This window comes from Paraburkholderia yinzeri (assembly GCF_046581065.1).
Taxonomy (GTDB): Bacteria; Pseudomonadota; Gammaproteobacteria; order Burkholderiales; family Burkholderiaceae; genus Paraburkholderia.
The window spans coordinates 735470-760524 of record NZ_JBFOCJ010000002.1 but is presented as its reverse complement, the minus strand read 5'-3'; the positions used below and the strand labels follow the sequence as shown (position 1 = coordinate 760524).

Here is a 25055-nt window from a genome sequence, read left to right as displayed (position 1 = left end):
GGTCCTGTGCTGCGCGGATTGCGAAGACCGCCGCGCTAACGGCCCTTGAATACCGGTTGACGCTTTTCGTTATACGCGCTGATTCCTTCCAGCCGGTCGGCGGTCGGGATCAGGCGGTTATATGCTTCGATTTCCACGTAGAGCCCAGTACGCAGATCGCCCTGCATGCCGAGGTCGATCGCTTTCTTCGCCTGGCTGACCGACAACGGCGCGCTGTTGCAGATGTCGCGTGCCGCCTCGATCGCATCGGCGAGCACTCGCCCCGGTTCGCACAGCCGGTTGACGACGCCCCACGCGAGCGCTTCCTCGGCGCTGAAGCGGGCGCCGCGGAAAATCAATTCCTTGGCGCGGCGCACGCCGATCGTGCGGGGCAACTGCTGGGTGCCGCCGCCGCCTGGCATGATGCCGCGCTTCACCTCGGTAAAGCCGAATACCGCCTGCTTCGACGCATACGCGAAATCGCAGGCCAGCAGCAATTCGAGTCCACCCGCGACGGCCGAGCCGTTGGCTGCGCAAATCAACGGGACCGGGCAGAAGGTGAGCGCGCGATTCATTCGCTCGAACAGGTAGTGCTGCTCGCCGAACTGCTCGTCGGTCATGCCTTCGCGCTGCTTGAGATCGGCGCCGCCGCAGAAAGCGCGCTGGCCCGCGCCGGTGAGAATCACGCAGCGATAAGCGGACGGCTCTGCTTCGAGCGAGCCGAACACACGGATCAGTTCGTGGCCGGTGGTCGTGCTGATCGCATTCGAGACGTCGGGTCGATTCAGCGTGACGACGAGAATCTGTCCATCGATCTCTTCGAGTTGCAGTGTGGTGAGCGGGGCAGAATCCAGACAGGTTGCGAGCTTCAAGATGTCTCCAGAGGGGCTTTCGTCAGCAGATGATTGTGTTCGCCGAGCTTCGGCGTGCGGCCGGCGCGTGCCGGCCGCACGCCGCCGAACGACACCGGCAGGCCGACGAAGCTGGCGGCGTGGTCTTCCGTCGTGCGCAGGATGTCGAGCGCCTGGGTTTGCGGGTGCGCGACCACCTGATCGATGGTCTGGATCGGTCCGCACGGGATGCCGGCCTGATCCAGCACGGCGAGCCAGCTTGCGCTGTCGCGTTGTCCGAACGCATCCTGCAGCCGTTCGATCAGCGCGACGCGATTTGCCACGCGCGCGCCGTTGGTCGCGAAGCGGGGGTCGTCCGCAAGCGCGCGCAATTCGAGGACCTCGCACAGGCGCCGGAACAGCCGGTCGTTGCCCGCGGCCACCATGATCGTGCTGTCCGCGCAGGCGAACGCCTGATGCGGCACGATCGCGGCGGTCCCCGAGCCCCAGCGGCCGGGCAGCTCGCCGGACGCGAGATAGTCGGCGATCTGCATGCCGGCCCAGCTCAGCGCGGTTTCGTAGAGCGACACGGACACGGTTTCGCCGACGCCGGTCGCCTGCCGCCTGAACAGCGCGGCCAGTACGCCGATCGCAGCCCACAGCCCGGTACCCATGTCGTTCACCGAGACCGGAATGCGGCTCAAAGGCTCGCCCGGGGTGCCGAGGAAACTCATCAGTCCGGCCAGCGCCTGGGCGAGCGGATCGTAGCCCGGCTTCTCTCGCCACGGGCCGCTTGTGCCGAATGCGCCGAGATCGCAATAGACGAGCGACGGCTTCAACTCGCGCATCCGTTGCGCGCCGAGTCCGTATTTGTCGACGCCACCCGCCTTCAGGTTCTGCAGCACGACGTCGGCCCGTCGCTCTATCAGCTCGCGCAGCAGCGCCGCCTCCTCGGGATTCGACAACGACATCGCGATGCTCGACTTGCCGTGATTGACTGCATGGAACAGCGCAGCAGCGCCGTCGATGAAGGGGGGCCCCCAGTCGCGCGCATAGTCGCCGCCGCCGGTGCTCTCGATCTTGATCACGTCGGCGCCGAGCGATCCCAGGATCATGCCGGCATAGGGTGCCGCCAGACTGTGGCCGATCTCGACGACGCACACGCCATCGAGCGGTAGAGGGTTCGTCATCGGTTCGTTTCCGTTCATTCGGCTGCCAGCGCGATAGCAGCATCGGCGGGCGCTTCGTGCCCGGCGACCTCGTGCGCGCCGTGACCGTACAGGCGTCGCGCGGCATCCTCGCTGACGTAGCCGTCGACGACGTCCGCCGCCACCCGCTCCGGCTCGCGCTTGCGCGGATCGCCATAGCCGCCGCTGCCGGCCGGCTGCACGACGACCCGGTCGCCGCGATACACGACGGTCTGGCCGCCCTTGGCGGCGACGCTCTGCTCGCTGCCGTCAGCACGGCGCACGCTGCACAGAAAGCGTGAGCCCGGCAGTCCGCCCAACTGGCCTTCGGGCGCCGAGCGGCCACGTTCGCCCGATACGGTGAAGGTCGCTTCGTCATATTCGATGCGGTACACGCGGCGAGAGGTCAGGCCGCCCCGTCGCCGTCCTGCGCCGCCGCTGTCGGTGACGAGCGACCACTCCTCGACGAGCAACGGCGAGGTCCGCTCGATCATCTCGATCGACTGGCTGCCGGCGTTGCCGACATATACGCGGATGCCGCTCACGCCGTCCTTGTCGGCTCGCGCGCCCATCCCGCCCGCGTGCACGTCGTGCATCGTCACGAACTCCTGCCCGGTCGCTTCGACACGTCGCGCATCGGTGTCGCGGCCACTGAAGATACCGGCGCACGACGCGCAATTGCTTTGCCCGGTGATGCGCTCGGGCACCGCGGGGGCGAGTGCCTTCAGCAGCAGGTCGATTACGCGCGGCGAGGTCTCGGTGTTGCCGGACACGACCGAAGCCGGATAGCGGCAGTTGAGCACGCTGCCTTCGGGCGCGATGATTGTCACGGGCCGATAGCAGCCCTGATTGATCGGGATGCCCGGATCGGTCAGCGCTTTCACTGTGAACCACGTGCTGTTGCAGGTGACGGACAACGGGCAGTTGATGCCGCCGCGCACCTGCGCACCGGTGCCGGTGTAATCGAAGGTGATGTGGTCGCCCTCGACGGTGATCTTCACCTTCAGCAGCGGCCGCTCCTGCTTCCAGCCCGGTGCCTCGATCGGATCGAGATACTCTTCGGCCTCGTAGATGCCGTCCGGAATGCGGGCGATTTCCGCGCGGATCAGCTTCTCCGAATGATCCAGGCTCTGGCTCATCACGTCGCGCAGCGCTTGTGCGCCGTGCTTCGCGACGAGATCCGCAATGCGCCGGTCACCGACATACGTGCCGGCATACTGCGCCTGGATGTCGAGCCGCAGCTCGTGGGCGTTGCGGCTGTTGCGTGTCAACAGTTCGAGCATGTCGCGCACCGGCTCGTCGTTGCGATAGAGCAGCACCGGCGGGATGCGGATGCCTTCCGCGAACACGTCCCAGGTGGTGACGGTATAGCTGCCGGGCGACTGCCCGCCGATGTCGGTCCAGTGGCCGCGCGTCATCACGAAGGCGACAATCTGGCCGTCGACGAACACCGGCCGGGTGAACTGCACGTCGGGTTGGTGATTGCCTCCGCCCACGTAAGCGTCGTTGCTGACGATCACGTCGCCGGGGCGCAGGTTCTCCCGGCCGACTGCCTCGACCGAGACGCGCGTCGAGATGACCGCGGAGCCGAGCATGGTCGGGATGTCGTTGCCCTGTGCGATGAGCTGCATGTCGGCATCGAAGATCGCGGCCGACGAGTCGCCGCTGGCATGCATCAATGGGCTGCCCGCGGTGCGCATCATGGCGATCTTCATTTCCCGCGCGATCGCGAAGAGACTGCTGCGAATGATTTCGTAGGTAACGATGTCCATAACTCAGGCCGCCAGTTCGATGACGAGGTTCAGGTCGGAGTCGACGCGCGCGATGTGCGAATCCTTTAGCACCGCGCAACTGCTATGTTCTTCGATCACGGCCGGCCCTTCGATCGCTGCGCCGACCGGAATGGCGGTGCGGGCGAAGACCGGCAGCGTGCGCATGCTGCCGTCGATGTACACGGTGCGCGTATGGGAAGATTTCGGCGTATCGAGAGCGTCGGTGCCGGCGACGCCGCCGCGCCAGCCGGTCGTCGCTATCAGTTGGAGACGCACGTTGGCGACGATGATCGGCTTGTCCTCGCTGATGAAATTCCATTGCCGGCGGTGCGCCGCCTCGAAGGCCGTGGCGAGTGCCGCGCGGCAACCGTCGCGCGCGTCCTGCACCTCGATCGTGATCACGTCGGGCTGCCCCGCGTAGCGGCAGTCCGCGAGACGCACGACCTTGACGTTGCCCAGTTCGGCACCATGACGCCGCAGCTCGTCGTTGCCCTGTTCCAGCAGGTCGTCCAGCGCCTGCGCCAGGGTCGCGTCGTCGATGTTCGCGAGATCGGTTTCGAGCGGACTCTGGTAGTCGTACTGCTGATCCGCGACCGTCATGCCGAACGCGCTGAACAGCCCCGGCAGCGGTGGAATCACGACGCGGCGGATGCCCATTTCCTGCGCGAGATCGACCGCGTGCACGGGCCCCGCGCCGCCATAACAGATATAGGAGAACTCGCGCGGGTCGTAGCCGCGCTCGACGGTCATGATGCGGATCGCCTGCGCCATCAGCGCATTCGCGACCGAACGCACCACCTGGGCCGCATCGGGCACGGAGAGGCCGAGCGGCTTCGCGATCGATTCCTCGACGACCCGCCATGCGGCCTTCGCATCGAGACGGAATTCGCCGCCGAGGAAGTTATCCGGGTCGATATAGCCGAGCACGAGATTGCAGTCGGTGACCGTCGGCCGCGTACCGCCCCGGCCATAGCACGCGGGTCCGGGGTCGGCGCCCGCGCTCTCCGGCCCGATGCGCACGCCGCCGCCCGCATCGATCCAGACGATCGAGCCGCCGCCCGCGCCCACCGAGTCGATATCGATGCTCGGCGAACGCACCGTATAGGTGTGCAGCAAGCTCTTGTTGCGCAACTCCGGTCGGAATTCTCGGATCAGCGAGACATCGAAGGTCGTGCCGCCCATGTCGCCGAGAATCGCATTGCGCAACTGGCTCTTCTCGCAGTTGCGGATCGCCGCGCTCACGCCGCCGGCGGGACCGGATTCGAGCAGTACGATCGGCCGGTCCGCGACCATCGCGGGACTGGCCAGACCGCCGTTGGACTGCATGAACAGGAACTTGCCCGCAAAGCCGCGTTGCGCCAGCGCCTCCACGAGGCGGCCGATATAGCGGCCGCACACCGGGCCCAGCATCGCATTGATCACGGTGGAACTGGTGCGCTCGTACTCCATCGCTTCCGGGTTGACTTCGTGCGACGCGCAAATGAAGCGGTCCGGCAGCAGTCGGCGCAATGCGTCCGCGACTTCGCGCTCGTGTCGCGGGTTCACGTGCGCGTGCAACAGGCACACCGCCACGGCTTCGACGTCGGAGTCGCGGATCTGCGCGGCGATGCGCGCGATTTCCGCCTGCTCGGGCGCAGTCTCTGCCACGCCGTCATGACGCATGCGCTCGGTTATCTCGAGCCGCCAGCGGCGCTCGACGAGCGGTCGAGGATTGTCGAACAGCAGGTCGTAGAGGTCGGCGCGATCGTGGCGCGATACGCGCCGCAGCTCCAGGATGTCGCGAAAGCCGCGCGTGGTGACGAGCGCCGTCTTCGCGCCCGTGCCCTCGACAACCATGTTGGTCGCCATCGTCGTGCCGTGACCGAGAAACCCCACCTCTGCGGCGTGCGTGCCGGAAAGCTGGACGATCCGGCTGAAGCCTTCGATCGTGCCGATCACCCGGTCCTGCGGGGTGGTCGGCACTTTGGTCGACCAGATGCGGCCGGTTTCGTCATCCACCATCACGACGTCGGTGAACGTGCCGCCGACGTTGATACCGATTCTTTTCAATTAGCCTGTCTCCATGTTCGGGATGTCAGCGCATGTCATACGCGTTGGATACGCCGGGCGAACATTCGCGCCCGGCTACCGATGTGCCGCGACGGACACGATCACGCGGTTTTGGCTATGATCGACGCGCGCTTCGGGTCATGACCGCGCCGTAGGCATGGCGGGTACGACACGTCGAGTGTAGATGTGGGCCCAGGCGCGCAGATAATGAAACCTTCGGATCAGGTGAGACGCTGGAGTTATATCGGTGATAACCAGTATCGATGCGATTCTGAGAAGACTACGGGGGAACCACATCGCGCTGCTGATCGCCCTCGACGATCACGGTTCGCTGCGCAAGGCGGCGCAACAGGTGTCGCTGTCGCAACCCGCGACGACGAAGTCGTTGCGTGAAATCGAAGCGCTGTTCGGTGCCGAACTTTTCTCGCGCTCGCCGCGCGGGATCGTAGCGAACGAACTGGGGCGCTGTGTGATCCGTCACGCGCGGGCGCTGCGTTCGGAGATCAGCGCCTTGCGCGACGAACTCGCCGCGATCATGCGCGGCGGCGGCGGCACGCTGGCGATCGGCGCCGTGATGGGGTCGATGCCGGTGTGGCTCACGCCGGTCCTCAAGAGCCTGCGCGAGGTGCAGCCCGACGTTTCCGTCGAGGTGTGGGAGGACAACAGCGCGAGGCTTCTGTCGATGCTCGATCAGCGTTTGCTCGATCTGGTGATCGGGAGGCCGAGCGTTAGCGTGCATCCGGACGCCTATGATTTCGTACCGCTCGAAATCGAAGAGGTCTGTCTCATCGTTGAAGGTCGGGATCCGCTCATGCGTAAGCCACCGACGAAGCTCGCCGATCTCGCGGACAACCCCTGGATCGTTCCGCAGGCAACGCTGCCGATGCGCTCGCTGCTCGAGCAACTCTTCGACGATGCGCAACTACCGTTTCCTCGTTATGCGATCGAGACTTCGTCGACCTTCGCAACCGTCTCGCTGCTACGGTCAGGAGCCGGCACAGTCGGTCTGATGCCGCTCAAGGTCGCGCAATACTTTGCGGAGTTCGGCCTTGTTGGGATCCTGCCGTTGCAGATCGAGCGACGCGGTGCGCCTTATGGCATCGCGACACGGCGAGGCGCGACCTTATCGCAGCCCGTGCAGCGGTTCATCGATCTATGCAAGATGAAGCGGGACGGCGATACCGGCCATCTCTGACCCAGGCGGCTGCGAGAGGGCGAGAACAGCGCGGCAGAATATATGAGTGTGGTTGATCGCGTTGCCCGATATCGGACCGGGTGCATTCGAGATGCGATCAACGGGAAGAAGTCGATATCGTCAACTGGCGCGTCAACTCGTCGATGACTACGGACTTCGGCCTGGATGCACTTGAGCAGACGCTGTCTGTTCGCCAGCCGGACAATGACGGGACGCCGCCAGAGACGACGCATTCCGAGTTGACGGATTGTATGACAGGAATATAATCATGCAAAATTAGAGCGTGATCCGACGACGGGCACGCCATCACCGTGGACGGAGACGCGTCATGCTTGCTGAAGCTCGAATCGGGTTACGCCTCGACAGTGTTCCGCTGTCGCGTTTTCACTGGCGGCTGCTCGCGCTGATCGCGGCGGGCATGTATTTCGACTCCTTCGATATCTACATCGCCGGCACGGTGCTGGCCGCGATGATCCATAGCGGCGAGTCGACGCTGCGCCTGAACGCGACGTTCGTGTCGGTCACCTTCATCGGCATGATGGCGGGCGCGTGGCTTTCGGGCGTGCTCGGCGACCGCTTCGGCCGGCGCTTCTGCTATCAGTTCAATCTCGGCATCTACGGCTTTGCGTCGATCGCGGCCGCGCTCGCGCCGTCCATTTACTGGCTGATCTTCTTCCGCCTCGTGATGGGCCTCGGCATGGGCGCTGAAATCGTCGTCGGCTACGGCACCCTCAGCGAATTCATTCCGCCCGCGTGGCGTGGCCGCTTCGGCACCATTCTCAATCTCATCATCAACACGTCGCTGTTCCTCTCGACGTTCCTCGGCTGGCTGATCGTGCCGCACTTCGGCTGGCGATGGATGTTCGCGATCGCCGGTTGCGGCGCGCTCGTCGTGTGGTTCCTGCGCAAGTCGATGCCCGAATCGCCGCGCTGGCTCGCATCGAAAGCGCGCGAGGACGAAGCGGACGCGATCGTGCAGCAGATCGAACGCGAATGCGGCGTGACGGCGGCGCCCGATACGGTGTCGATTCCCGCCGCCGCGCTGGCCGGCCAGCCGCAAAGCCGCATCCGCGATCTGTTTGGCCGCGGCATGCTGTCCCGCACGGTGACGGCGATCACGGTGCTGGTTGGGCTTTTCATCGTGAACTACGCGTTCGTTAGCTGGATTCCGACCTTCCTCGTGAAGCAGGGCCACAGCGTGTCGAGTTCGCTCGGCCTGACGGCGGTGATGTTCGCGGGCGGCCCGGTCGGTTCGCTGATCGCGTTCGTGCTGGCGGAGCGGCTCGGCCGCAAGTGGGGCACGGTGATGTTCTCGCTGGTGTGCGCGGCATTCGGCATTGCTTATCCGTTCGCGCAGTCCGCGGTGGCGATCACGGCGCTCGGCTTCGCGATCACCGCCTGCATCTACGTGCTGTCGTCGTTCAGCGTGGCGAGCTACGTGCCCGAACTGTTCCCGACCTCGCTGAGGCTGCGCGGCGCGGGTCTCGCGAATACCGTGGGGCGCGGCGTCAGCATCGCGGTGCCGTACGCCGTGGCGTCGGCCTATATGGGCCTCGGCATCGCGGGCGTGCTCGCGCTGATCGTCGGGACGCTGCTCGTGCAGGCCGCGATCGTCGCCGTGCTCGGCCCCGAAACGAAAAACCGCTCGCTCGAAGCGATCGCCGTCGAGACGCGCGAAGCCGGCGGCGCCGATCTCGCGGCAACGGTCGGCGACGAGGGGGGCAGTGGCGGCCGCGGCGAAGCGCAGGCGGGTGCCGCACCGCGATGAGATTCGAAGCCTCCGGCATGCATGGCGTGCGGCGGCATGAACAGGTAACGGAGGAAGACAGGCATGACATCGGCACTTCCGCAATACCAGATCTATGCAATCAAGTACGCGTTTCACGATCGCCCGGCGCGTGACAACTTCATCGGCGGCGATCCGCACGACGTGTCGATGCCGCTCGACTACTTCGTGTGGGCGATCAAGGACGAATCGCGCGTATGGCTCGTGGATACCGGCTTCGACGAGGTCGGCGCGAAGCAGCGCGGCCGCACGATCACGCATGCAGTCGACGCAGGCCTGCGGCAAGTCGGCGTGCAGCCCGACGCAGTCGAAGACGTGATCGTCACGCACATGCACTACGACCACGCCGGCAACCGTGCGATGTTTCCGCGCGCCCGCTATCACGTGCAGGACCGCGAGATGGCGTACTGCACCGGGCGCTGCATGTGCCATCGCGTGCTGAGTCACCCGTTCGAGCCGGAAGACGTGAAGTCGATGGTCGGGCGCGTGTTCGAAGGGCGGGTCGAGTTCCATGACGGCGAATCGCAGCTCGCGCGCGGCCTGAGCCTGCATCGCGTCGGCGGCCATACGGACGGGCTCCAGGTGGTGCGCGTGCATACCGCGCGAGGTTGGGTCGTGCTCGCTTCGGACGCGTCGCATCTGTACGCGAACATGGACGAGGGCCGACCCTTCCCGGCGGTCTACAACGTCGGCGACATGATGGAAGGATTCCGCGCGGTGCACCGTCTCGCGGATTCGCCCGCGCACGTGGTGCCGGGCCACGATCCGCAGGTGCTCGAGCGCTATGCTGCGCACGACCGCGAGACCGAGGGCTGGATCGCGCGGCTCGATGTGGCGCCGCGCTGAATGGAGCCCGCAATGGAACTTCAGGGTAAGGCCGCGCTCGTTACCGGTTCGACCGCCGGACTGGGCTTCGCCATCGCGGATGCGCTTGCGCAGGCAGGCTGCCGGGTGGTGCTGCATGGCCTCGAACCGGTCTCCGATGGCCTGCGCGCGGCTGAGACGCTGAGCGAACGGTACGGCATCGACGCGCACTACGTTCGCGCGGATCTCTCGCTCGCGGACGGCGCCGACACGCTGATGCACGCCGCGCAGCAGAGAACCGACGGCCTCGACATTCTCGTCAACAATGCCGTGGTGCGTCATTTCGCGCCGCTCGACACGTTTCCCGCCGCGCACTGGCATGCCGCGCTCGCGGTCAATCTGAGCGCCGCGTTCCGGGCGATCCAACTGGCGCTGCCAACGATGCGCGCACGCGGTTTCGGCCGCATTTTCAACATGACGTCGGTGTACGGGGCAAGGGCGGTTGCGAACCGCGTCGACTACGTCACGACCAAAACCGCGCTGCTCGGTCTCACGCGTTCGGTCGCGATCGAGACGGTCAACGCCGGCATTACCTGTAACGCCATCTGTCCGGGCTCGGTGCTGACACCGAACATCGACGGCCGCATCGCCGCGCTGATGGACGAACGCGGGCTCGAACGCGCCGATGCCGTGCGCGAGTTCCTGAAGGGCAAGCAGCCGACGGGCGAGCTCGTGGACGCCGCGCATGTCGGTGCGATGGTGGTGTTCCTGAGCGGCGCGGCCGGCGCGCAGATCACCGGCGCGATGATGCCGATCGAAGGAGGCTGGCTTGCAGCGTGATGCACTGAAACCATCGAATCGCGCGGACACCGAACCCGGCGCGACCGCGGCGCTCGCGGCGTTCGTCGCGAACACGCCGTGGCAGGCCGTGCCGGATGCCGTCCGGCACGAAGCGAAGCGCTCGCTCGTCAACTACTTCGCGGTGGCACTGGCGGGCTGCAACGAGGCCGAGATCGAACGCGCGCGCCGCGTGTACCAGCGTTTCAGCAGCGGCGACAGTGCAAGCGTGATCGGTTGCCGTACCCCTGCCGATCCGCTGACCGCCGCCGCGCTCAATGCGATGAGCGCGAACGTTCACGACTTCGACGACACCCATCTGCCGACCATCATCCATCCAACCGCGCCGGTTGCCGCCGCGCTTTTCGCGCTGGCGGAAGAGCGGCGCGCACGGGGCGCGCCGATGTCAGGCGTTGCGCTGCTGCACGCGTTCGTGCTCGGCGTCGAGGTGGAATGCCGGATCGGCAATGCCGTCTCACCGCAGCACTACCAGCGCGGCTGGCACATCACGTCGACGTGCGGCGTGTTCGGCGCGGCCGCGGCTGTCGCGCAGGCGTGCGGCCTCGATGCCGCGCGGATCGGCTGGGCGTTGGGCCATGCTTCGGCGCAGGCGGGCGGGCTGGTGGAGACGCTTGGCAGCCTGTCAAAGAGCGTGAGCGTCGGCAATGCGGCGCGCAACGGCATGCTGTCCGCGTTGCTGGCGGCGGAGGACTGCAGCGGACCGGCGCGGCCGCTCGAAGGCGAGCGCGGCTTTTTGCGCGTGACGTGCGACGAGCCGAAGCTTTCCGCGATCACCGCGCAACTGGGCAGCGAGTGGGCATTGCAGTCGAACACGTTCAAGCCGTACCCGTGCGGCGTCGTGCTGAATCCCGTGATCGAGGCGTGCCTCGCGCTGTCGCGTGAGCACGCGCTGAGTCTCGAGCACGTGACGCGCGTGGAGCTGACCGGTCATCCGCTGCTGCGTGCGCGCACGGATCGCCCGTTGCCGCGCAGCGGACGCGAAGCGCAGGTGAGCGGCCAGCATGCCGTTGCCGCGACACTCGCCACCGGCCGCGCGGGCCTTGCCGAATTCAGCGACGCGGCAGCCGCGCAGCCGGCCTGGCGCGAGTTCGGCGCGCGGGTGGTGTTCGTCGACGATGCGCGCTTTGCCGTCGAGGCGGCACAGGTCACCGTGCAGCTCGTATCGGGGCAGACGTTGACGCGCCGGATCGACTCGGCGCACGGCAGCCTCGCGTCGCCGCTTTCGGATCGCGAGCTCGAAGCGAAGCTGACGGCGCTGGCCGCCTATGGCGGCGCGCGGGTCGATGTGACGCCGCTCGTGGAGGCGCTCTGGTCGCTCGATCGTGCGAACGATGCAGCGGCGCCGATGCTGGCCGCGCGGCGGCCAGCCTTCCGTTAAACCCTCGTTCAAACTCTCAAGGAACGGACATGCCAGAACAGAAGTGGATCGGATTTATCGGTATCGGCGTGATGGGCCAGCCGATGGCGAAGCGCCTGATTGCCGCGGGGCATTCGCTGATCGTGTACGACCGCGACCCTGCCGCGCTCGACGCGTTGAAGCAGGCCGGTGCGCGTGCCGCGGCCAGCGTGCGGGAAGTGGCCGACACGGCGCGAGTGGTGTTCACGAGCCTGCCAACGCCGGCGGTATTCCGCGAGGTTGCGCTGGGCGAAGACGGCATCGGCAGCGGCGAAACGGTGAAGGTGCTGGTGGACCTGTCCACGGTCGGTTCGCGGATGGAGCAGGAAGTCGCGCAAGGGCTGCTCGCAAAGGGCATCGATACCGTCGATGCCCCGGTGAGCGGCGGCGCGGCCGGCGCACAGAAGGGCACGCTCGCGATCATGGTGGCGGGCAGGCGCGAGGCCGTCGACGAAGTGCGTCCGCTGTTCGACGCGCTCGGCAAGCTGTTCGTCGTCGGCACCGAGGCAGGGCAGGCGCAACTGCTGAAGCTGCTGAACAACATGCTGTCTTCGACGGCGCTCGCGATTACGTCCGAAGCGTTTGTCGCGGGAGTGCGCGGCGGTCTCGATCCGGAAGTGATGATGAACGTGATCAACGCGGGTAGCGGCAAGAACGGTGCGACGCTCGACAAGTTCCCGAAGCACGTGCTGACCGGAACCTTCGATTTCGGTTTTCCGATCGGCAGCGTGTGCAAGGACATCGGCCTTGCCGTCGACGAATGCCAGGCACTCGGCGTGCCGATGTGGCTCGGCAATTCGGCGCGCCAGATGTGGAACGTTGCGGCATCCCAGGGTGGCCGCGCGAGCGACATGACGGAACTCGTGCGCTTCGTGCGGAAATGGTCCGGCGACGAGGAAGAGAACAGAACATGATCGTAGAAATGCGTATCTACCATTGCGCGCCGACCCGTCTGCCGGCGCTGCTCGACCGTTTCAACACCATCACGCTGGGTTTTTTCGACAAGTACGGCATCAGGCAGATCGGTTTCTGGACCACGCTCGCCGGCCCGAGCAATCACTCGCTCACGTATCTGCTGCAATGGGAGAGCCTCGCCGAGCGCGAGCAGAAGTGGAACGCGTTCCAGGCGGACGCCGACTGGATCGCGAAACGCAGCGCAACGGAAGCCGAGCGGCCGATCGTCGAGCGCATCGAGAACCAGTTTCTCGTGCCGACCGCGTTCTCGGCGCTGCGCTGATCCACGTACCGGCTGTTGCCGAAGGAGGCGTCATGAACACGAGGGCAAACGGACCGCATGCCGCGTTGCTCGCGCACGCGGGCCATTGTTTCATCGATGGCAAATGGGTCGAGCCGGATGCCTCGCGCGGATTCGATCTGGTGGACCCGGCGAGCGAATCCGTCTACGGACAGCTTGCGCTCGGCAATGCGAGGGACGTCGACCGTGCAGTCGACGCGGCGCGGCGCGCGTGGCCGGGCTACGCGGCATGGAGCGTGGCGGATCGCATCGCGCTGCTCAGGCGCATCGTCGAGCTGTACACCCAGCGCACCGACGCATTCGCGGAAGCGATGACCGTGGAAATGGGCGCGCCGATCGCGTTCGCGCGCGCCGGCCAGGCGGCGCGCGGCCCCGCGCATCTGAATGCGCTGATCGAGGTGCTTGAACGTTTCGAATTCGAAACGCAGCACGGCACGACGAGGCTGCGGCTGGAGCCGATGGGCGTATGCGGGCTCATCACGCCCTGGAACTGGCCAGTCAACCAGATCGTCGTGAAGATCGCCCCCGCGCTCGCGGCGGGCTGCACGATGGTGCTGAAGCCGAGCGAGTATTCGCCGCTCTCCGCGCTGCTGTTTGCTCAGGTGCTGCACGAAGCGGGCGTACCGCCGGGCGTGTTCAATCTCGTCAACGGCGACGGCCCGGAAGTGGGCGCCGCCATCGCCGCGCATCCCGGCATCGACATGGTGTCGTTCACCGGCTCCACACGCGCGGGCGTGCTGGTTGCGAAGCTGGCCGCGGAAAGCGTCAAGCGGGTCGCTCAGGAACTGGGCGGCAAGTCGGCCAACATCCTGCTCGACGACGTGGATCTGGAGGCAGCCGTGACGCGCGGCGTGGCCGGTTGCTTCACGAACTCCGGGCAATCCTGCTCGATTCCGACGCGCATGCTGGTGCCGCGGCATCTGATGAACGACGCTGCGCAGATCGCAAAGCGCGCTGCCGAGGCGTATCGCGTCGGGCCGCCCATGGACCCGGCGACGCAGCTTGGACCGCTAGTGAACGGCAATCAGTTCGAGCGCGTGCAGGCGCTGATCGCGAAGGGCATCGACGAAGGCGCACGCCTCGTCACGGGCGGCACCGGGCGTCCCGACGGCTTCACCAGCGGCTGGTTCGTGCGGCCGACCGTGTTTGCCGACGTGACGCCGGACATGACCATCGCGCGCGAGGAAATCTTCGGCCCGGTGTTGTCGATGATGCCGTACGACACCGAGGCCGAAGCGGTCGAGATCGCCAACGGCACGGATTACGGGCTGGCTGCCTACGTGCAGTCGCGCGATCTGCAGCGTGCGCGCCAGATCGGGCGGCAACTGCGGGCGGGCGGCGTGCACCTGAACTATCCGGCCGCGGATTTTCATGCGCCGTTCGGTGGAGTGAAGCGCTCGGGAAATGGCCGCGAGTGGGGCGAAGCGGGTCTGCGCGAGTACCTCGAGATCAAGTCCATGGTGGGCTACGGCGTGGATTGACCGGGCCAAAAAAATTTTCTCCGAATCATTGTCTGACAATCCGGTGAGCAGACAGATTCGCCGAAGTTCGACGTCACGATGGCAGCACCCACGATGGAGATAGCGCAGATGGAAGACAACGAACGTTTCGAACGCGGTTTCGAGAACCGCAAGGAAGTGCTGGGTGCGGCGCACGTCGAGAAGTCGTGGGCGAATGCCGACGACTTCAACCGGCCGATGCAGAAGTTCGTCACCGAGAGCTGCTGGGGCGATATCTGGGGCGACCGTACGCTGTCGTTCAAGACGCGCAGCATGCTCAATCTGGCGATGCTGACCGCGATGAGTCAGCACCACGAACTTTCGGTGCACGTGAAGGGCGCGCTGCGCAATGGGGTGACGCGCGAGGAGATTCGCGCCGTGCTGATGCAGGCGGCGGTTTACTGCGGCGCACCGCTCGCGCTCGCGGCGTTTCGCGTCGCGACGGACGCGATCAAGGCGTACGAGACGGAAACGGGCAAGCCGGCCGAATAACACCTGGCAGCCCGAACCGGCAGTTCACGGAGATCGTCAACGCAGCGACACGAGACCGCATTGGTGGACCACGCGCAGCACGAGCGGCGCGGGACAACGAATCAGGAGACGCCCATGAAGGCATTGACTGCGGACGAAGTAGACGAGAGCGACGCCTCGAGGTCGATGGACGAGAAGAGACGCAGCGCCATCAAGGGTGCGTTCTTCTCCGAGTTCATCGACATGTTCGACATTTATCTGCCGGTGGTGGTGCTTTCGCCCGTGCTGTTCTTCTTCCAGCCGCCGCATCTGACGGGCGGCATGGAGGCGATTCTCGCGTCGCTCGTGTTCGTCACGGCGCTGCTCGGGCGTCCGGTCGGCGCGCTGCTGTTCGGCATCGTCGCGGACCGCATCGGGCGGCGCAAGGCGTCGATCTATTCGGTGTCGGGCTTCGGCGTGGTGACCTTGCTGATCGCGCTGTTGCCGGGCTACGAGAGCATCGGCATTGCTTCCTACTGGGCGCTCGTGCTGCTGAGGTTCGTCGACGGCATTTTCCTCGGCGGCGGTTATACGGGTGCGATGCCGCTCGCCATCGAGTATTCGCGCAAGGAGCAGCGCGGCTTCGTGGGCGGCTTCATCATCGCGGGCTTTCCGGCCGCGTACGTGACCATCAACCTGCTTGCGATGCTGATGTTCATGATCACGCCGCTGAACGGGCTTCATTCGCCGTATGCGCAGTGGGGCTGGCGCGTGCCGTTCGTGACCGGTTCGCTGCTCGCCGGTGTGCTCGCGCTCTACTACGTGCACAAGGTGGCGGAATCCGAAGTGTGGCAGAGCGAAGCCGCGGATAAAGGCCCGGTCGAGAAGCTGCCGCTCTCCGACCTGCTGCGCGGCGGGAGCGGGCGCAACCTGGTCCAGGTGCTGCTGCTGATGACGGGTTTCTGGCTCACCCAGAACATCATCACGATCTTCCTGCCGACGGGCCTGCTGCTGCGCACGCTGCACCTCACCGGCTTCGAGATGACGCTCGCGTTGATGATCACGTATTTCGTGCTGTTTTTCAGCTACATCGCGTCCGGCCTGATCGGTCAGCGCATCGGGAGGCGGCGCTTCTTTGCGATCGTCGGTCCGCTGATCGCGACGGTCGGCGCGGGGCTGATGTACGCGCTCACCGCGATCGATGGTTTGGGCCTGCCGGCCGTGATCGCGCTCGTTTGCGTGCTGGCGGTGCTGGTGACGTCGCCGTGGGGCGTGATCGTCACGTACATCAATGAGCGCTTCGTGACCGACGTGCGTGCGACGGGTTTCGGCGTGGGCTTCAGCCTGTCCGTCATTCTGCCGTCGTTCTACGCGTTCTACATGAACTGGCTGGGCGCGCTGATGCCCATGCGGCTCACGCCAGTAGTACTGCTGACGATCGGTGGGTTGATCGGCATGGTCGGCGCGTTGATGGGACCAGAAACGAAGGACGTCGACTTCTGAGCGGGATGCAGGGTTGCACAACACAGGACACACCATGAACAAGGAACGGATTGGCTTCATCGGACTCGGCAACATGGGCGGCCGCATGACGCGGCGGCTCGTCGATACCGGCTTCGAAGTGCTGGGTTACGACCCGGCGCAAGGACGTGCCGAGGCGGCGGGCGCGAAAGCCGCGCGCTCGGTCGCGGAGGTGATGGGTTTCGCCGACGTGATCCTGCTGTCGCTGCCGGACAGCAAGGTGGTGGAAGCGGTGGTCGAAGGCAAAGACGGCGTGTTCGCGCACTCGCGGCGCGGCCAGACGGTGGTCGATCTGAGCACCGCGGCGGCGAGTTCGACCATCCGGCTCAATGCGTGCGCGCAGACGCTAGGCCTGCACTACATCGATGCCGGCATCTCGGGCGGCGCGGCGGCTGCGGAAAAGGGCACGCTGACGCTGATGGTGGGCGGCGACGCGGCGGCGATCGAGTCGATCCAGTGGGCGTTCAAGCCGTTCGCATCCAAGGTCGTCACGATGGGCGAGAGCGGCGCGGGCCACACCACGAAGCTGCTGAACAACTTCCTGAACGCGGTGAGCCTCGCCGCCACCGCCGAGGTGATGGTGGCCGGCAAGCACGCGGGGCTCGATCTGCATCGTCTGCTGGACGTGCTGAACAGCAGCAGCGGCGTGAACTTCGCGACGCAGAACCGCTTCCCGAAGATCGTCGACGGCGATTATCTGGAAGGCGGCCTCACCAGCAAGCTGATGACGAAAGACGTGGTGCTGTACATCGACCGGGCGCGCGAACTGGGCGTCGCGTCGCTGAACGCGGCGGGTCCGCTCGCGAGCTTCGGACTCGCGACAGCGCTCGGTTACGGCGACGTGATCAGCAACCGCGTGGTCGATGCGATCGGCGACGTGTCCGGCGGCGTGCGCCTGCACGAGCCAAAGCAGTAAGCCCCACCGTACATTCAGGATCAGGACAAGGAGCAACGCATGAAGGTCTTCCACGGGCGCCAGCAGGGCGCCGCCTCGGAGCAGCGGTCGAGCACGTTCAGCGGCGTCGTTTACGCCGACCCGATCATGCCGACCACGGACAAGGTCACCATCGCCAACGTGTTCTTTTCGCCGGCGGCGCGCACCTACTGGCATCACCACGAGCAGGGGCAGGTGCTGCAGGTCACGTCGGGCTGCGGCTGGATCTGCGTCGAAGGCGGCGAGCCGCAGATGATCCGCCAGGGCGACGTGGTGTGGATCGGCGCGAACGAACGGCACTGGCACGGCGCGGCCAGCGACAGCTACATGGTTCACACCGCGACCTCGCTCGGCAAAACGATGTGGGAGGAGGAACTGTCCGACGAAGCGTACCGCCAGATGACCGGCGTAACGGCCTGAATCGAAGCATCCGCTGCACACCAGCGGGTGCTCATCCGCAACGAGGAGTGCGATGAGCCTGACGCAACGGCAACAGCAGGTGAAGGACGCGTTCATCCGCACGCATCGCACGTGGGATGCGCGCTGGGAAAGTCTGTTGCGGCTCGACGCGGAGTTCGTCGATGGCTATCTGCGCTTTTCCAGCGTGGCGGTGCGGCAGCGGCATCTAGCGCCGAAAGTGCAGGCGTTCGTCGCGCTGACCGCATGCACCGCGGCGACGCATCTCTATCTACCCGGCATTCGCCAGCACGTCGAGGCCGCGCTCGTGCATGGCGCTACGCGCGAGGAACTCGTCGAGGTGCTCGAACTGGCGAGTACGATCGGCATTCACGCGTCGAACGTCGGCGTGCCCGTGCTGCTGGAGGTGCTGCAGGAAGAAGGGTACCGTTCGCAGGCTGCGCCGCTCGATGCGCGGCGCGAGGCCTCGAAGCAGCAGTTCATCGAGAACCGCGGCTACTGGCATGCGTCGTGGGAGGGGCTGCTTGAGCTGGACCCGGAGCTTTTCGACGGGTACGTCGAGTTTTCGTCGGTGCCGTGGCGCAAAGGGGTGCTGGAGCCGAAGGTGAAGGAGATGATGTACTGCGCGTTCGATGCGGCCGCCACGCATCTGTACGTGCCGGGCCTCAAGCTGCATTTCCGCAACGCGCTGCGTTACGGCGCAACCGCACAGGAGCTGATGGAGGTGCTGGAGATCGTCAGCACGATCGGCATTCACGGCGCGATTGAAGCGGCGCCGATCGTCGAAGCGGCGCTTGCGCGGCGCCACGACGGATGACGGGCTCGACGACGACACTTTGACGCGCGCTACCCGTGTTCCGGTCGTCAGCGCGGACGCTTTCTTGTATCATTGGGCGTGAGTTATTGTCTGACGGGAATACAATAATGCTTGAAGATCTGGGTCTCGTACGGCCGGAAACGCTGCGCCATCGGGTGGAGAACGTGCTGCGGCAAGCCATCATGAACGGCCGCTATGCGCCGGGCGCGCGGCTCGTCGAACGTGAACTGTGTGAAACACTGGGTGTGAGCCGCACGTCGGTGCGCGAAGCGCTGCGGCGGCTCGAAGCGGAAAAGCTCGTGCGCAACGTGCCGCACAGGGGGCCGGTGGTCGCCATCATGTCAGTGGACGAAGCGCATGAACTGTATGCGCTGCGCGGTCTGCTGGAGGGCTTTGCGGCACAGGAATTCGCGCGCGTTGCGAGCGCCGCCGCAATCGAGCAGTTCGGCCGGGCGGCGAAGAAGCTGCGTGCGGAAGCCACGGCCCAGAGCCAGACCGGCGTGCTGCAGGCCAAGACCCAACTGTACGACGTGCTGCTCGACAACTGCGGCAATTCGCTGGTCAAGGAAATCCTGACGAGCCTCTATTCGCGCGTGAACCTGTTACGTGCCACGTCGCTGATGCATCCCGACCGTCTGCCCACTAGCCTGCGCGAAATCGACAGGCTGTATAAAGCGCTCAAGGCGCGCGATAGCGACGCCGCGCGCGAAGCGGCGAGCCTGCATGTCTCCAATGCGGAAAAGGCCGCGATGCGGATGCTGGAGCAGACCAGCGAAGCGGAGAGCTGAGAGTCCCCAGTGCGTCTGCTGTCGCATCTGGGAGGCGTGCCTGCAGCCGTTAGTGGGCCTGTTCAACCTCATTACAGTAGTCCAGATAATTTTCCGGAAGCCAATCGAGTTCCTCTACACCGGCCGCGCGGAACCTCTGCCGTTCGCGATGAACTCGTTCCATTCGGTGATATGGACGACGGTCCGCTAACGGACCCGAAGCGCCCATTGCCGTCAACTTCCTGCACTCCCGCGCCGGCGCACGTTATCCACGGCCACGAGGAGATCGTATCGCCGGATCTTTTCGTAGAGCGTACTCTTCGCAATGCCCAATTGATTCGCGGTCCGCGTGAGATTTCCCGCATGGCGGGCCAGGGCGCGACGAATGGTTTCGGCTTCGGTCGTTCTGAGCGATTCCTCTTTGTGCTGCTGCGTAGCTCCCGCTATGGACGGTACGGCACACACGGAGACCTCGCCGGGGTCCCGGACTTCGGCGGGCAGTTTGTCCGCGGTAATCTCAGGGCCATCGGCAAGCAGAAGGGAGCCTTCGATGGCGTTACGCAGCTCTCGCACATTACCGGGCCACGCATAATTCAGCAGGCAGGCATACGCTTCGTCGTCGAACGATCGGCGCGGCAAGCCATATGCCTCGCTGATATGCGCCAGCCAGTAGGCGATGAGGGACGGGAGGTCCTCGCTGCGTTCGCGCAGACTCGGAATCGACACGGTCGTCACGGCAATGCGATAGAACAGGTCCATGCGAAACGCGCCCATCGCAATGGCCGCCTTGAGATCGCGATGCGTCGCCGCGACCAGCCGAAAATTCACCTTGCGCGGCGTATTCTCGCCAAGCCGGTAAATTTCGTTTTCTTCCAGAACGCGAAGCAGATGAGGTTGAATATCGAGCGGCATTTCGCCGATTTCGTCGAGAAACAGGGTGCCTCCGTTCGCCGCTTCGATCTTGCCGGCCGCTCCCGATTTGCGAGCTCCGGTAAACGCACCCTCGGCATAACCGAATAGCTCGCTTGCGAGGAGATCTCTCGACAGTCCACCGCAGTTTAGTGCTACGAACGGTCCATCTGTCCGTTCGCTGGCCTGGTGGATGCCCTGCGCGAAGAGTTCCTTGCCCACGCCGGTCTCGCCCAGCAGCAGCACCGGCACTTTCGAAGGAGCGAGCTGGCGTGCCTTGTCGACGGCCGTGCGCAGGACGCGGCTGTCTCCGACGATGCGCCCAAACGCGCGAGGCGCGCCAGGTTGCCGGTCCCGCTCGCGGGTCAGCGGGGTTGCGCCGCGAGCCGTCGCGGTGCCCGGTATCACGATCATGAAGCCCAGTACGACGTTGTCTTCGCGCAGCGCTTCGACGTGGACGTGGCGCAGCCAGGCCGGCGCGGCCGCCGACGCTGCGGTGCCCGCCATGGCATCCAGTCCGGGCAGCACGAAGCCGGCGTCGAGCTGTACGTCGAACCCGAGGCGCCGCAGCGCGGGCACGACCTGCGAGTTCGCCTTGACGAGGCGTCCCCGCTCGTCGACGATAAGGACTCCATCCGATACATTGGCGCCGAGGCGAGAGGCGCAGCGGTCCAGCATGCGCAGACGGCGCTGCATGGCATCCCTGGCGAGGCGGCTCTCGATGCGCCCGGCCAGCGACACGGTCAGCGCGAGGCTGTAACGGTTGTACGTATCCGCAAGACCCGACACGTCGATCACGCCGAGCACGTGGCCGTCCAGCGGATCGCGGATGACCGTTGCCGAACAGGTCCAGCGTTTGATGCCGGCGCAGAAGTGCTCGGCACCGTGAATCTGCACGGGTTGTTCCAGTGCGAGCGCGGTCCCGATCGCGTTGGTGCCGCAGTTGAGCTCGGTCCAGTTGCAGCCCGGGACGAGCCCGACTTCGCGTGCGGGCTCGATGATCCGCATGTCGCCTTCGTGCTTCAGGACCATCCCGTCGGGATCGGCGAGCAGCATGACCGTGCCGGTTTGAGCCAGCAGTTCGCGGGTCTGCTGCATCAGCGGCAGGCTGGCGTTGATGAGCTGGGTATTCGTGGTCTGCCATTGCATCAACTGGTCTTCGCCGACCGGCGGCGGGGCGCGATCCACGGCCGGATCGACGCGGCCGACGAGGCAGCGATGCCACGAATCGTCGACGCCGCCGCGCACCTCGGCCGAGTGCCATTCGCTGCCGCCCACCAGATGTTCCCACGCCGCCATGATGCTGGCATCGTGTTGCGGACTGGAAAACCAGTCCATAGGCGTGCCTGTCTGTTGCATGCATGTCTCCTGTCGGCTCGCGCTTGCCGTGAACCGCGAGGCCGGCTGGTGCGGCCCCTCTTTTAGGTCCGGTTTCGCCTGGCTGGCTCGACCAGGTCTCGTTTCCGGCTATCGTAACTCCGATCCGATGCCGCCATCGGTGCGAAATCGATAGAAGACAAGCAATGCGCGCGCCAATCGGCCCCGCGAGAGAGCGCGCCGCTTTGCACCGCAGCGCTGGCCTGGAAATATCAGGGAAAGCACCTGGAAAAGCGCTGAAAAGCGCGCATGAAAACAGGCCGGCCGTCCGGAAATCGAACGGCCGGAATTCGAACGGTCCGCTTCGCGTTTTACGAAAGTCGGCTGCCGGCGGCGAAGCGCGCCGGCGGCTTCAAACATCGGACTAATCGACCCGTTCCGGCACCGGCAGCTTGACCCATTCCGAGTAGAACGCGTCGATGTCGGGCTCGAAGTCGTGCACGACGGGGTACCACGGCGTCGGGGCCTCCACGTCGTGCATCGTGCCGCACGTGGGACAGTAGTACTCGCGGTACACCTGCCATTGCGTGTCGGGCGCCATCAGCCGCGGATACACCTCGTCCATCGCCTCTTCCGTATCGCGCACGAAGATGTTCGCGTGCAGCTTCCAGTTTTCCCGGTAGTCGCCGAACACGTGGCCGCAGTCGCACTGCGTGACCCATTTCTTCGTGGCCGGCTGCTGCACGATGTACAGATGCGGCCCGAGCGGCAGCACGATGCGTTCCTTCCAGCCGAGCTTTTGCTGCAGCGCGTCGATGTACATCTGGAAGCGCTCGCCGTCCTTGGGCATCGACAGCATGCGCAGCGTCGTGTCCCAGTCGAGCTTGCCGTCGACCAGATTGCGGATTTGTTCCCTGGTGTAGGTGGACATTCCGTTTGCTCCTTGATTTCCTGAGGGTTGCGCGAATGCCGGCGGACTTACTCTTCGACCAGCACGACGGTGTTGACGTCGGGCATTTTCGAGAGGTCCATGCGGAACTTCGAGCCGTAGGTGGGCACGTCGAGCTCGTCTTCGGTGAGCGTCCACGAATCCGGCAGTTCCCAGAACGTGCGGAACTGCTGCTCGAACTTCGTCGACAGCCCGAAGCTCGTCGCGAACATGTGCTGCACCTGGGGCGCGGCGTGCTTGAGCAGAATCCGCTCGCGCTCGCCCTTCATCCATTCCCGCGTGGGCTGCGAACGCGCGAGGCGCTGATTGCGGATCTCGACGCGCGACAGCGCGGTCGCCTTCGCATCCACCGTCCAGATGCCGTTGGCGTTCTTTGTCGCGACGGCGCCGTACACCTTCTGGGCGTATTCGGGCAGCAGCAGGGCATTGTTCAGGTCCTGTTCGATGGCGTCGGGATCGCGATCGAGCGGATCGCCGAAGCCGGGGCCGCCGCGCAGATAGTTGAGGTAGAGGTCATAGTTGCTGTAGCAGTCCTCCGTGGTCATGCATTGGTGGTCGCGTTTGACGACGGCCCCGGCGTTCAGGTGATTTTCGTAGTCGGGGACATCCGGGTTGGCGTCGCCGCCGAGCGGCAGGCTTTCGCTCAGCGCGATGCGCTCCTTCAGGCCGGTGCGGTGCGCTTCGAACCGGTATCCCGTCGCGCTCGGATACCCGCCCATGAGCCCCCAGTCGCTGTTCATGTAGCCGTTGCCCATGAAGAACATGGTCCAGTCCTGTGCTTTCCAGACCATCCGCAGCGTTTCGAAGCCGCAACCGCCGCGGTACTTGCCGTAGCCGCCGGAGTTCGTCTTGACGTTGCGGCCGAGGTAGAGCAGGGGCTCCGCCATCTCCCAGATCTCGATGTCGCCCATGTCGCCTTCGGGGTTCCAGATGGCGGCGGCATGACTGAGGCCGTCCTTGATCGCGCAGGCGCCCGTGCCGCACGACGATGCCTCGAAGCTGTTGACGGCGTGGATGTCGCCGTCCTGGTTGATGCCGCCACCCTGCAGCCAGTTCGACGTATTGGCGTTACCCGAGTTGACTTCCTCGAGATAGCCCCGGCTGAAGTAGGCTTGCGACAGACCGCGCCACAGCGCGCTCCAGCCCGAAACGAGGAAGTGCCATGCGTAGGCGTGCCCTGTGCGGCGGTCGTCCGGATTCATCCAGGCGCCTTTGGGCAGGTGGAATTCCGTGCCGAAATACGCACCGTCGTTGATCCGCTGGGTCGGCACGAGCGTTTGCGTCATCATCACCCAGATGCCGCTCGTGAACGCCACCTGGTGCGCGTTGTACGAGTGCCAGCCCCAGCGGCTCGCGCCTTCGAAATCGAGCCGCCACGTGCCGTCCTTGCGGATCTCCATTTCCACGGGCGAGTGCATGATCGAGTCGAGCTTCGCGAATGCAGAGGAGGTCTGCACGTCGGGATGGTTGTACGGCACGTCCACGAAGGCGACCTTGCGATACTTGCCCGGCAGCGTCATCGCCTTGATGCGGGTCTGCAGGCCGCGGCGTCCTTCCTCGATCACCTCGTAGGCGAACTTCTCGTAGGCGTCGAGCCCTTCTTCTTCGATCACCTCCTCGATCAGGTTGCGAATCATGTGGCAGCCGGCAATGCGCGTGCGCTCGTCGAGAATCCAGTATTTCGGCGTGCGAACAGAGCGCTGGCTCTCGTGCAGCCAGTCGCGCAGCGGCGTGTCGTTCACGCCGGTCTTGCGGCACGTGATCATGTAGCCGTCGCCGAAGCGCTGCACCTGGCCCGTCGACATCGAGCCCGGCGTCACCGCCCCCGTGTCGATCACGTGCGTGACGCCGCCCACCCAGCCCACGAGTTTGCCCTGCGAGAAGATCGGCACGATCGTCGCGATGTCGCAAGGATGGACGTTGCCGATCGAGCAGTCGTTGTTGGTGAACATGTCGCCGGGATGGATGCCGGGGTTGGCTTCCCAGTTATTTTCGATCATGTACTTGATCGCCGCGCCCATCGTGCCGACGTGGATGATGATGCCGGTGGAAGTGAGCACGCAGTCGCCCGCGGCGTTGTAGAGCGTGAAGCACAGTTCGCCTTCCTGCTCGACGATCGGGCTCGCGGCGATCTTTTTTGCGGTCTCGCGCGCATGCACGAGACCGCCGCGCAGCTTCGAGAACATCTTCTCGTAACGGATCGGATCGCTCTCTCGCAGGTCGAGCCGTTCGAGGCCGTTGTAGTGGCCGTTTTCCGCGGTGCGCGCGAGGATGCCGTCGCGGAACTGCTTCAGGGTCTGGCCGTTCTTGAGCAGATCGGCAAAGCCGACTTCGCGGCTGGATATCATGTTCATCGCATGTCTC

The 25055-nt window shown here is 65.3% G+C and carries 22 protein-coding genes; 14 read left to right on the top strand and 8 right to left on the bottom strand.

Going from position 1 to position 25055, the window contains the following annotated elements:
* Window positions 1-35: 35 nt before the first annotated feature.
* Genes WJ542_RS20575 through WJ542_RS20560 form a run of 4 tightly spaced genes read right to left on the bottom strand, consistent with a single transcriptional unit; the run spans window position 36 to window position 5817 of the window.
* Window positions 36-851 carry an enoyl-CoA hydratase-related protein gene (locus WJ542_RS20575; protein ID WP_027796644.1) on the bottom strand — a complete coding sequence of 272 codons (816 nt, stop codon included), beginning with the start codon at window positions 849-851 and terminating at the stop codon, window positions 36-38.
* Window positions 848-1999, bottom strand: a complete 1152-nt coding sequence (locus WJ542_RS20570) for a CaiB/BaiF CoA transferase family protein (protein ID WP_411186714.1) — start codon at window positions 1997-1999, stop codon at window positions 848-850. Before WJ542_RS20570 ends, WJ542_RS20575 begins: the two co-directional genes overlap by 4 nt.
* A gap of 14 nt (window positions 2000-2013) precedes the next feature.
* On the bottom strand, window positions 2014-3768 hold the full coding sequence (locus tag WJ542_RS20565) for a hydantoinase B/oxoprolinase family protein (RefSeq protein WP_411191297.1): 1755 nt from the start codon (window positions 3766-3768) through the stop codon (window positions 2014-2016).
* A gap of 3 nt (window positions 3769-3771) precedes the next feature.
* Window positions 3772-5817 carry a hydantoinase/oxoprolinase family protein gene (locus WJ542_RS20560; RefSeq protein WP_411191296.1) on the bottom strand — a complete coding sequence of 682 codons (2046 nt, stop codon included), beginning with the start codon at window positions 5815-5817 and terminating at the stop codon, window positions 3772-3774.
* A 247-nt stretch (window positions 5818-6064) separates the two neighbouring features.
* On the opposite strand from WJ542_RS20560, the gene WJ542_RS20555 reads away from it, so the two are divergent.
* From WJ542_RS20555 to WJ542_RS20490, 14 genes are all read left to right on the top strand, one after another.
* The gene (locus WJ542_RS20555) at window positions 6065-7012 is read left to right on the top strand and encodes a LysR family transcriptional regulator (RefSeq protein WP_411191295.1); all 948 of its coding nucleotides are present in this window, start codon (window positions 6065-6067) and stop codon (window positions 7010-7012) included.
* 328 nt (window positions 7013-7340) lie between these two features.
* Window positions 7341-8780 (top strand): MFS transporter, encoded by a 1440-nt coding sequence (locus WJ542_RS20550; RefSeq protein ID WP_411191293.1) that lies wholly within the window; start codon window positions 7341-7343, stop codon window positions 8778-8780.
* Between the two features lie 63 nt (window positions 8781-8843).
* Entirely contained in the window at window positions 8844-9644 is an 801-nt protein-coding gene (locus WJ542_RS20545; RefSeq protein ID WP_411191292.1) for an N-acyl homoserine lactonase family protein, read from the top strand.
* 12 nt (window positions 9645-9656) lie between these two features.
* Window positions 9657-10442 carry an SDR family NAD(P)-dependent oxidoreductase gene (locus tag WJ542_RS20540; protein ID WP_411191291.1) on the top strand — a complete coding sequence of 262 codons (786 nt, stop codon included), beginning with the start codon at window positions 9657-9659 and terminating at the stop codon, window positions 10440-10442.
* Entirely contained in the window at window positions 10432-11838 is a 1407-nt protein-coding gene (locus WJ542_RS20535) for an MmgE/PrpD family protein (RefSeq protein WP_411191290.1), read from the top strand. Before WJ542_RS20540 ends, WJ542_RS20535 begins: the two co-directional genes overlap by 11 nt.
* Window positions 11839-11867: 29 nt before the next feature.
* Complete coding sequence (locus tag WJ542_RS20530; RefSeq protein ID WP_411191289.1) at window positions 11868-12770, top strand: NAD(P)-dependent oxidoreductase; 903 nt, start codon at window positions 11868-11870, stop codon at window positions 12768-12770.
* Window positions 12767-13093 carry an NIPSNAP family protein gene (locus WJ542_RS20525; protein ID WP_411191288.1) on the top strand — a complete coding sequence of 109 codons (327 nt, stop codon included), beginning with the start codon at window positions 12767-12769 and terminating at the stop codon, window positions 13091-13093. The genes WJ542_RS20530 and WJ542_RS20525 overlap by 4 nt, the downstream gene beginning before the upstream one ends.
* A gap of 32 nt (window positions 13094-13125) precedes the next feature.
* Entirely contained in the window at window positions 13126-14592 is a 1467-nt protein-coding gene (locus WJ542_RS20520; RefSeq protein WP_411191287.1) for an aldehyde dehydrogenase family protein, read from the top strand.
* A gap of 108 nt (window positions 14593-14700) precedes the next feature.
* Window positions 14701-15102: a carboxymuconolactone decarboxylase family protein gene (locus WJ542_RS20515; protein ID WP_411191286.1), complete on the top strand. Its 402-nt coding sequence runs from the start codon at window positions 14701-14703 to the stop codon at window positions 15100-15102.
* A 114-nt stretch (window positions 15103-15216) separates the two neighbouring features.
* Window positions 15217-16563, top strand: a complete 1347-nt coding sequence (locus tag WJ542_RS20510) for an MFS transporter (protein ID WP_411191285.1) — start codon at window positions 15217-15219, stop codon at window positions 16561-16563.
* A gap of 13 nt (window positions 16564-16576) precedes the next feature.
* A complete protein-coding gene (locus WJ542_RS20505; RefSeq protein ID WP_411191283.1) occupies window positions 16577-17497 on the top strand; it encodes an NAD(P)-dependent oxidoreductase in 921 nt (306 codons plus the stop codon).
* Window positions 17498-17536: 39 nt separating this feature from the next.
* Window positions 17537-17935, top strand: a complete 399-nt coding sequence (locus WJ542_RS20500) for a cupin domain-containing protein (RefSeq protein WP_411191282.1) — start codon at window positions 17537-17539, stop codon at window positions 17933-17935.
* A 52-nt stretch (window positions 17936-17987) separates the two neighbouring features.
* Complete coding sequence (locus WJ542_RS20495; RefSeq protein ID WP_411191281.1) at window positions 17988-18749, top strand: carboxymuconolactone decarboxylase family protein; 762 nt, start codon at window positions 17988-17990, stop codon at window positions 18747-18749.
* A gap of 107 nt (window positions 18750-18856) precedes the next feature.
* Complete coding sequence (locus WJ542_RS20490; protein WP_411191280.1) at window positions 18857-19537, top strand: GntR family transcriptional regulator; 681 nt, start codon at window positions 18857-18859, stop codon at window positions 19535-19537.
* Between the two features lie 213 nt (window positions 19538-19750).
* Here WJ542_RS20490 and WJ542_RS20485 read toward each other — a convergent pair whose 3' ends face one another.
* From WJ542_RS20485 to WJ542_RS20470, 4 genes are all read right to left on the bottom strand, one after another.
* Window positions 19751-21784, bottom strand: a complete 2034-nt coding sequence (locus WJ542_RS20485; RefSeq protein ID WP_411191279.1) for a sigma-54-dependent Fis family transcriptional regulator — start codon at window positions 21782-21784, stop codon at window positions 19751-19753.
* A gap of 108 nt (window positions 21785-21892) precedes the next feature.
* Window positions 21893-22162 (bottom strand): hypothetical protein, encoded by a 270-nt coding sequence (locus WJ542_RS20480; RefSeq protein ID WP_411191278.1) that lies wholly within the window; start codon window positions 22160-22162, stop codon window positions 21893-21895.
* 4 nt (window positions 22163-22166) lie between these two features.
* Window positions 22167-22673, bottom strand: coding sequence for an acetone carboxylase subunit gamma (locus tag WJ542_RS20475; RefSeq protein ID WP_411191277.1), 507 nt, complete (start codon window positions 22671-22673; stop codon window positions 22167-22169).
* Window positions 22674-22720: 47 nt separating this feature from the next.
* A complete protein-coding gene (locus tag WJ542_RS20470) occupies window positions 22721-25045 on the bottom strand; it encodes a hydantoinase B/oxoprolinase family protein (protein ID WP_411191276.1) in 2325 nt (774 codons plus the stop codon).
* Window positions 25046-25055: the final 10 nt, after the last annotated feature.

Coding starts and splice junctions, on each gene's coding strand:
- WJ542_RS20540 (WP_411191291.1), top strand. CDS start 9,657: ATGGAACTTCAGGGTAAGGCCGCGCTCGTTACCGGTTCGACCGCCGGA.
- WJ542_RS20525 (WP_411191288.1), top strand. CDS start 12,767: ATGATCGTAGAAATGCGTATCTACCATTGCGCGCCGACCCGTCTGCCG.
- WJ542_RS20515 (WP_411191286.1), top strand. CDS start 14,701: ATGGAAGACAACGAACGTTTCGAACGCGGTTTCGAGAACCGCAAGGAA.
- WJ542_RS20490 (WP_411191280.1), top strand. CDS start 18,857: ATGCTTGAAGATCTGGGTCTCGTACGGCCGGAAACGCTGCGCCATCGG.
- WJ542_RS20550 (WP_411191293.1), top strand. CDS start 7,341: ATGCTTGCTGAAGCTCGAATCGGGTTACGCCTCGACAGTGTTCCGCTG.
- WJ542_RS20545 (WP_411191292.1), top strand. CDS start 8,844: ATGACATCGGCACTTCCGCAATACCAGATCTATGCAATCAAGTACGCG.
- WJ542_RS20565 (WP_411191297.1), bottom strand. CDS start 3,768: ATGGACATCGTTACCTACGAAATCATTCGCAGCAGTCTCTTCGCGATC.
- WJ542_RS20510 (WP_411191285.1), top strand. CDS start 15,217: ATGAAGGCATTGACTGCGGACGAAGTAGACGAGAGCGACGCCTCGAGG.
- WJ542_RS20485 (WP_411191279.1), bottom strand. CDS start 21,784: ATGCAACAGACAGGCACGCCTATGGACTGGTTTTCCAGTCCGCAACAC.
- WJ542_RS20570 (WP_411186714.1), bottom strand. CDS start 1,999: ATGACGAACCCTCTACCGCTCGATGGCGTGTGCGTCGTCGAGATCGGC.
- WJ542_RS20520 (WP_411191287.1), top strand. CDS start 13,126: ATGAACACGAGGGCAAACGGACCGCATGCCGCGTTGCTCGCGCACGCG.
- WJ542_RS20495 (WP_411191281.1), top strand. CDS start 17,988: ATGAGCCTGACGCAACGGCAACAGCAGGTGAAGGACGCGTTCATCCGC.
- WJ542_RS20470 (WP_411191276.1), bottom strand. CDS start 25,045: ATGAACATGATATCCAGCCGCGAAGTCGGCTTTGCCGATCTGCTCAAG.
- WJ542_RS20500 (WP_411191282.1), top strand. CDS start 17,537: ATGAAGGTCTTCCACGGGCGCCAGCAGGGCGCCGCCTCGGAGCAGCGG.
- WJ542_RS20480 (WP_411191278.1), bottom strand. CDS start 22,162: ATGTTTGAAGCCGCCGGCGCGCTTCGCCGCCGGCAGCCGACTTTCGTA.
- WJ542_RS20475 (WP_411191277.1), bottom strand. CDS start 22,673: ATGTCCACCTACACCAGGGAACAAATCCGCAATCTGGTCGACGGCAAG.
- WJ542_RS20530 (WP_411191289.1), top strand. CDS start 11,868: ATGCCAGAACAGAAGTGGATCGGATTTATCGGTATCGGCGTGATGGGC.